The organism is Pseudescherichia vulneris (assembly GCF_902164725.1).
In the GTDB taxonomy this organism is placed as follows: domain Bacteria; phylum Pseudomonadota; class Gammaproteobacteria; order Enterobacterales; family Enterobacteriaceae; genus Pseudescherichia; species Pseudescherichia vulneris.
Genome location: NZ_LR607338.1, coordinates 3,632,514 through 3,638,672, shown reverse-complemented (window position 1 = coordinate 3,638,672; position 6,159 = coordinate 3,632,514). Strand labels below are relative to the sequence as shown.

The 6,159-nt window shown below is 57.9% G+C and carries 5 protein-coding genes; 1 reads left to right on the top strand and 4 read right to left on the bottom strand.

Annotation, left to right across the window (positions count from 1 at the left end; genetic code table 11):
• Positions 1-1,578 carry a glutamine-hydrolyzing GMP synthase gene (gene guaA, locus FN633_RS15075; protein ID WP_154058263.1) on the bottom strand — a complete coding sequence of 526 codons (1,578 nt, stop codon included), beginning with the start codon at positions 1,576-1,578 and terminating at the stop codon, positions 1-3.
• A 79-nt stretch (positions 1,579-1,657) separates the two neighbouring features.
• Positions 1,658-3,124, bottom strand: coding sequence for an IMP dehydrogenase (guaB, locus tag FN633_RS15070; protein ID WP_154058262.1), 1,467 nt, complete (start codon positions 3,122-3,124; stop codon positions 1,658-1,660).
• Between the two features lie 157 nt (positions 3,125-3,281).
• Here guaB and xseA point away from each other — a divergent pair, with 157 nt between their 5' ends.
• Entirely contained in the window at positions 3,282-4,655 is a 1,374-nt protein-coding gene (gene xseA, locus FN633_RS15065; protein WP_154058261.1) for an exodeoxyribonuclease VII large subunit, read from the top strand.
• A 7-nt stretch (positions 4,656-4,662) separates the two neighbouring features.
• Here xseA and FN633_RS15060 read toward each other — a convergent pair whose 3' ends face one another.
• Together FN633_RS15060 and FN633_RS15055 are read right to left on the bottom strand one after the other, a co-directional pair.
• Positions 4,663-5,805, bottom strand: coding sequence for an MFS transporter (locus tag FN633_RS15060; protein ID WP_154058260.1), 1,143 nt, complete (start codon positions 5,803-5,805; stop codon positions 4,663-4,665).
• 66 nt (positions 5,806-5,871) lie between these two features.
• Positions 5,872-6,093: a zinc ribbon domain-containing protein gene (locus FN633_RS15055; protein ID WP_154058259.1), complete on the bottom strand. Its 222-nt coding sequence runs from the start codon at positions 6,091-6,093 to the stop codon at positions 5,872-5,874.
• Between the last annotated feature and the right edge of the window lie 66 nt (positions 6,094-6,159).

Genomic DNA, 6,159 nt, shown 5'->3' with positions numbered 1-6,159 from the left:
TCATTCCCACTCAATCGTAGCCGGTGGTTTCCCGCTGATGTCATACACCACACGCGAAATGCCATTAACCTCATTAATTATGCGGTTAGAGACGCGGCCGAGGAAATCGTACGGCAGGTGCGCCCAGTGTGCGGTCATAAAGTCGATGGTCTCAACCGCGCGCAGGGAGACAACCCAGTCGTACTTACGGCCGTCGCCCATTACGCCTACAGAGCGTACCGGCAGGAACACGGTGAAGGCCTGGCTCACTTTGTTATAGAGGTCAGCTTTGCGCAGCTCTTCAATGAAGATAGCGTCAGCACGCCGCAGCAGGTCGCAGTACTCTTTCTTCACTTCGCCCAGCACGCGAACGCCCAGACCCGGGCCCGGGAACGGGTGACGATAGAGCATGTCGTACGGCAGGCCCAGCTCAAGACCAATCTTGCGCACTTCGTCTTTGAACAGCTCACGCAGCGGTTCAACCAGACCCATCTTCATCTCTTTCGGCAGGCCGCCCACGTTGTGGTGAGATTTGATGACGTGTGCTTTCCCGGTCGCCGATGCAGCGGACTCAATAACGTCAGGGTAGATGGTGCCCTGCGCCAGCCACTTAACGTCTTCCAGCTTCAGCGCCTCTTCGTCAAACACTTCAACGAAGACGCGGCCGATGATTTTACGTTTCGCTTCCGGATCGTTCTCACCGGCCAGCGCGTCAAGGAAACGCTGCTCGCCTTCAACGTGAACAATGTTCAGACCAAAGTGATCGCCAAACATATCCATCACCTGCTCGGCTTCGTTCAGGCGCAGCAGGCCGTTGTCGACGAATACACAGGTCAGACGATCGCCAATGGCGCGGTGCAGCAGCATTGCGGTGACGGAGGAGTCCACGCCGCCGGAGAGGCCAAGGATCACCTTGTCATTGCCAACCTGCTGGCGGATACGCTCGATAGCGTCGTCGATAATTTTAGCTGGGGTCCACAGCGCTTCACACTCGCAGATGTCGCGCACAAAACGCTCCAGCATACGCAGGCCCTGACGGGTGTGGGTCACTTCCGGGTGGAACTGCACGCCGTAGAAGCGCTTCTCTTCGTTAGCCATAATGGCGAACGGGCAGGTCTCGGTGCTGGCAACGGTCACGAAGCCTTCCGGGATAGCGGTAACTTTGTCGCCGTGGCTCATCCACACGTCCAGCAGCGGATTGCCCTCTGCGCTCAGGGAGTCCTCAATACCGCGCACCAGCGCGCTCTGAGTTTTTACTTCAACCTGTGCGTAGCCAAACTCACGCTCGTTGGAGCCTTCAACGTGGCCGCCAAGCTGCATCGCCATCGTCTGCATACCGTAGCAAACGCCAAATACCGGTACGCCTGCCTCAAATACATACTGCGGCGCGCGCGGGCTGTTGTGTTCAGTGGTGCTCTCCGGGCCGCCGGACAGGATGATCCCGTTCGGGTTGAACTCACGGATTTGGGCTTCGGTGACGTCCCAGGCCCACAGCTCACAGTAGACGCCCAGTTCACGCACGCGGCGGGCAACAAGCTGGGTATACTGTGAACCAAAGTCGAGGATAAGAATGCGATGCTTATGAATATTGTCGGTCATTGACGATTGTTCCGAGGCAGAAGCAGATAGGGAAAATAAGTGCCGGGCAGCGTTACGCCCACCCGGCCTATAAATTAAATCAGGAACCCATGCGGTAGTTCGGGGACTCTTTAGTGATGGTCACGTCGTGAACGTGGCTCTCCTGAATGCCCGCCCCGCTGATGCGTACAAATTCAGCCTGCGTACGCAGCGCGTCGATAGTACCACAGCCGGTCAGACCCATACAGGAGCGCAGGCCGCCCATCTGCTGGTGAATGATCTCTTTCAGGTAGCCTTTGTACGCTACGCGGCCTTCGATACCTTCCGGCACCAGCTTGTCAGCGGCGTTATCGGTCTGGAAGTAGCGATCGGAGGAGCCTTTAGACATCGCGCCCAGCGAGCCCATGCCACGGTAGGATTTGTAAGAGCGGCCCTGGAAGAGTTCGATCTCCCCCGGGGACTCTTCGGTACCGGCCAGCATGGAGCCCACCATCACCGCCGCCGCGCCTGCGGCAATCGCTTTAGCGATATCGCCGGAGAAGCGGATGCCGCCGTCGGCGATAACCGGAATGCCGGTGCCTTCAAGGGCTTCAACCGCGTCGGAAACGGCGGTGATCTGCGGAACGCCCACGCCAGTCACGATACGGGTGGTACAGATAGAGCCTGGGCCAATACCCACTTTCACCGCGCTGACGCCAGCGTCGGCCAGGGCACGTGCGCCTGCGCCGGTCGCTACGTTGCCGCCGATGATCTGCAGGTCAGGGTATTTTGCACGAGTCTCACGAATACGCTGCAGCACGCCTTCGGAGTGGCCGTGAGAGGAGTCAATCAGCAGTACGTCAACGCCCGCGGCAACCAGCGCATCGACGCGCTCTTCGTTGCCCGCGCCCGCGCCTACCGCAGCGCCTACGCGCAGACGGCCATGCTCGTCTTTACAGGCGTTCGGCTTACGTTCGGCTTTCTGGAAATCTTTAACGGTGATCATGCCGCGCAGATGGAAGCTATCGTCCACTACCAGCGCTTTCTCAACGCGTTTTTCGTGCATTTTAGCCAGCACGACGTCACGGGTTTCGCCTTCGCGCACGGTAACCAGGCGCTCTTTCGGCGTCATATACACGCTTACCGGCTGGTTCAGGTCAGTCACGAAACGCACGTCACGACCGGTAATAATACCGACCAGCTCATAGTCTTCCGTCACTACCGGGTAACCGGCAAAGCCGTTACGCTCGGTCAGCGCTTTCACTTCATACAGCGTGGTGGTTGGCAGAACGGTCTGTGGGTCGGATACGATACCGGACTCATGTTTCTTCACGCGGCGTACTTCTTCCGCCTGACGCTCGATGGACATGTTTTTATGGATAAAACCGATGCCCCCTTCCTGCGCCAGGGCGATAGCCAGGCGTGCTTCCGTCACGGTGTCCATTGCCGCAGAGAGCATAGGAATGTTCAGGCGAATGGTTTTGGTAAGCTGGGTGCTGAGGTCGGCAGTATTCGGCAGAACGGTAGAATGAGCGGGAACGAGGAGGACGTCGTCAAACGTCAGGGCTTCTTTAGCGATACGTAGCATGGGCAATATCTCTGACCGGGTGGTTAAATATTGCCGTGGCATTATACAGAGCGTAACCGATTGCATCTACACTTTTTTGGAAAAATAGTTGCGATTGCGGCCCATCGGGTTACTATCGATTAATTAACCTTCTGATTTAAAATTTGATCTGGCTCACATGTCATCGATGCAATCCCCCGCCATTTTTACCGTTAGTCGCCTGAATCAGACGGTGCGCCTGCTGCTGGAAAGAGAAGTTGGCCAGGTCTGGATCAGCGGTGAGATCTCAAACTTTACTCAGCCTGCCTCCGGTCACTGGTACTTCACGCTGAAGGATGATACCGCCCAGGTACGCTGTGCGATGTTCCGCAACAGCAACCGTCGGGTCACCTTCCGTCCCCAGCACGGACAGCAGATTCTGGTTCGCGCCAGCATTACGCTCTACGAGCCGCGCGGCGAATATCAGATCATCGTCGAGAGCATGCAGCCCGCAGGGGAAGGTCTGCTTCAGCAGAAGTACGAGCAGCTCAAGGCGAAGCTGGCGACAGAGGGGCTGTTCGACCAGCAGAGTAAGCAGCCGCTTCCCTCCCCCGCCCACTGCGTAGGGGTGATCACCTCGAAAACCGGGGCCGCGCTGCACGATATTCTGCATGTGCTTAAACGCCGCGATCCCTCCCTGCCGGTAGTGATCTACCCTACCGCCGTACAGGGCGAAGACGCACCAGGACAGATCGTCCGCGCTATCGAGCTGGCGAACAACCGTAAAGAGTGTGACGTGCTGATCGTCGGGCGCGGCGGCGGCTCGCTGGAGGATCTCTGGAGCTTCAACGATGAGCGCGTGGCGCGGGCGATTTTCGCCAGCCAGATCCCTATCGTCAGCGCCGTCGGCCATGAAACCGATGTGACCATCGCCGACTTTGTGGCCGACCTGCGTGCGCCGACCCCGTCAGCCGCCGCAGAGATGGTCAGCCGCAACCAGCTTGAGCTGCTGCGTCAGCTGCAAAGCGGCCAGCAGCGACTGGAGATGGCGATGGATTACTATCTCGCTAACCGCACCCGTCGTTTTACCCAGCTGGAGCACCGCTTACAGCAGCAGCACCCGCAGCTGCGGCTGGCGCGTCAGCAAACCGTGCTTGAGCGGCTGCGCCAGCGGATGACCTACGCGATGGATAATCAGCTTAAGCGTTCAGGTCAGCGCCAGCAGCGGATGACCCAGCGGCTGAATCAGCACTCGCCACAGCCGCGTATTCACCGCGCCCAAAATCGCGTTCAGCAGTTGGAGTACCGTCTGGCCCAGCTGATGAGCGCCAGGCTCAGCGCCACTCGCGAACGCTTTGGCAACGCCATGACCCATCTTGATGCCGTGAGTCCACTGGCTACCCTGGCACGCGGCTACAGCGTAACCACAGCGACGGATGGCAACGTGCTGAAGCAAACCAAACAGGTAAAAGCTGGGGATGTGCTTACTACCCGCCTGGTTGATGGCTGGGTGGAAAGTGAAGTGAAAGGCGTGACCGTCGCTAAAAAAACGCGGGCACGCAAAAAAACCTGACCTGACGCTAGTTCGCCTGATGATGTCTGTCAGGCGTAACGGCAAGCATCACCCATGACAGGCCGGAAAAAACAGCCAATGCGCCAGCCGCACCGATCGCACCATAGAGCTGGCCGAAGAGAACCGAGCCTACGACCTGCCCAGCGGCCAGCATCAGGAAAGCCATACTGACGCCCGCCGCTGGTGAAGGTTGCGCAATCTCCGCCCCCTGCACCAATAGCACGCCGGACAAAATGACATACCCCGCGCCGCTCATCGCCACCACCGGAAAAAGCCACCCGTTAAAACCCTGGCTCAATGCCAGCGCGGCCAAAGACGCTGCCATAAAGAACTGCGATCCCCAGTAAACGCCCCGCATGCCGATACGTCGCGCCACGGTGCCGGTAAACACGGCGATGACGCCTGCTCCACCGCTCACCAGCCACAGGATGTTTGTCATCGCGCTATCTACCCTGGTGTGCTGCTGAAGTAACTCAGGCCCAAAGCTCCACCATGCCGCGCTGGCAATACCGCTGACAAAAGCAATAATTAACAGTCGAAACATGCCCGGCTTGCGAAAAAGGGCGCGCCAGTGCGGCGATCCCTCTGTCGATTTAGACGCACTTTTAGGCAGCGTACGCCACGCAGCGAGCAGGCATACCAGCGCCAGTAAAGCGAAAACCATGCAGGAGACACGCCACCCGCCCGGCATGAAAAAAAGAATGGGGACGGACAGGATGATGCCTCCGCTTGTTCCGGCGTTAATGGTTGTATTCACCTGCGTCTGCCGTTCATCAGGAACGGCGTCGTTCACGGCCCCCGCCAGGGCGGGAGAGGCCAGTCCAGAGCTCATACCTGCAACAAACAGGCCGAGCGCCAGATAGAGCGGCGCAGCCGCAAAAGCCAGGATAAGCAACCCGACGGCGGCCACAACGGCAGCCAATATTGCCGTGACGCGTGGGCCGAAGCGGCTGGTCAAAAAGGAGGCGATGAAAACGGATAAGCAGTAGGCTACGTAGCTACAGGCGGCAATTAAGCCAGCGACTTCTGGCGTGAAAGGGATCTCCTGCCGAATATCGGGCAGCATGAGCCCCCATGAAAATCTCGCCATCCCATAGGTTACGGCGATCAAGGCAAAGCCGGTGACTCCCAACGCCACATCTCTTTTCATTACGTTTCTCTTTTTATGAGCAGTTAAAAACGTAAGTGCTAAGAGATGATTGCGCAAATTTTGTGATTAGGCGTCAGACCTGACGAACTCGACGCGCTTTTTCGAGATTAGCCCATGACCGTGCTGGCAGAAGTAATCTACCGCACCGCAGGCCTTGAGCACCTCTAATGGCTGATGGCAATCGGGGCAGCGTGCTTCTAACGCCACATCAAGGTTACAATTTTCACAATGCGCGTGGGTGCCAACAAACTCCATCGGCTTATCACAGTTAGGACAGGTCAGTTGCATAACGCCTCCTATAATATGTCAATCAGCTAATTATAACGCGCTTATGCTTCGGCAGACAACGCAGGT

Coding starts and splice junctions, on each gene's coding strand:
- xseA (WP_154058261.1), top strand. CDS start 3,282: ATGTCATCGATGCAATCCCCCGCCATTTTTACCGTTAGTCGCCTGAAT.
- FN633_RS15060 (WP_154058260.1), bottom strand. CDS start 5,805: ATGAAAAGAGATGTGGCGTTGGGAGTCACCGGCTTTGCCTTGATCGCC.
- guaB (WP_154058262.1), bottom strand. CDS start 3,124: ATGCTACGTATCGCTAAAGAAGCCCTGACGTTTGACGACGTCCTCCTC.
- FN633_RS15055 (WP_154058259.1), bottom strand. CDS start 6,093: ATGCAACTGACCTGTCCTAACTGTGATAAGCCGATGGAGTTTGTTGGC.
- guaA (WP_154058263.1), bottom strand. CDS start 1,578: ATGACCGACAATATTCATAAGCATCGCATTCTTATCCTCGACTTTGGT.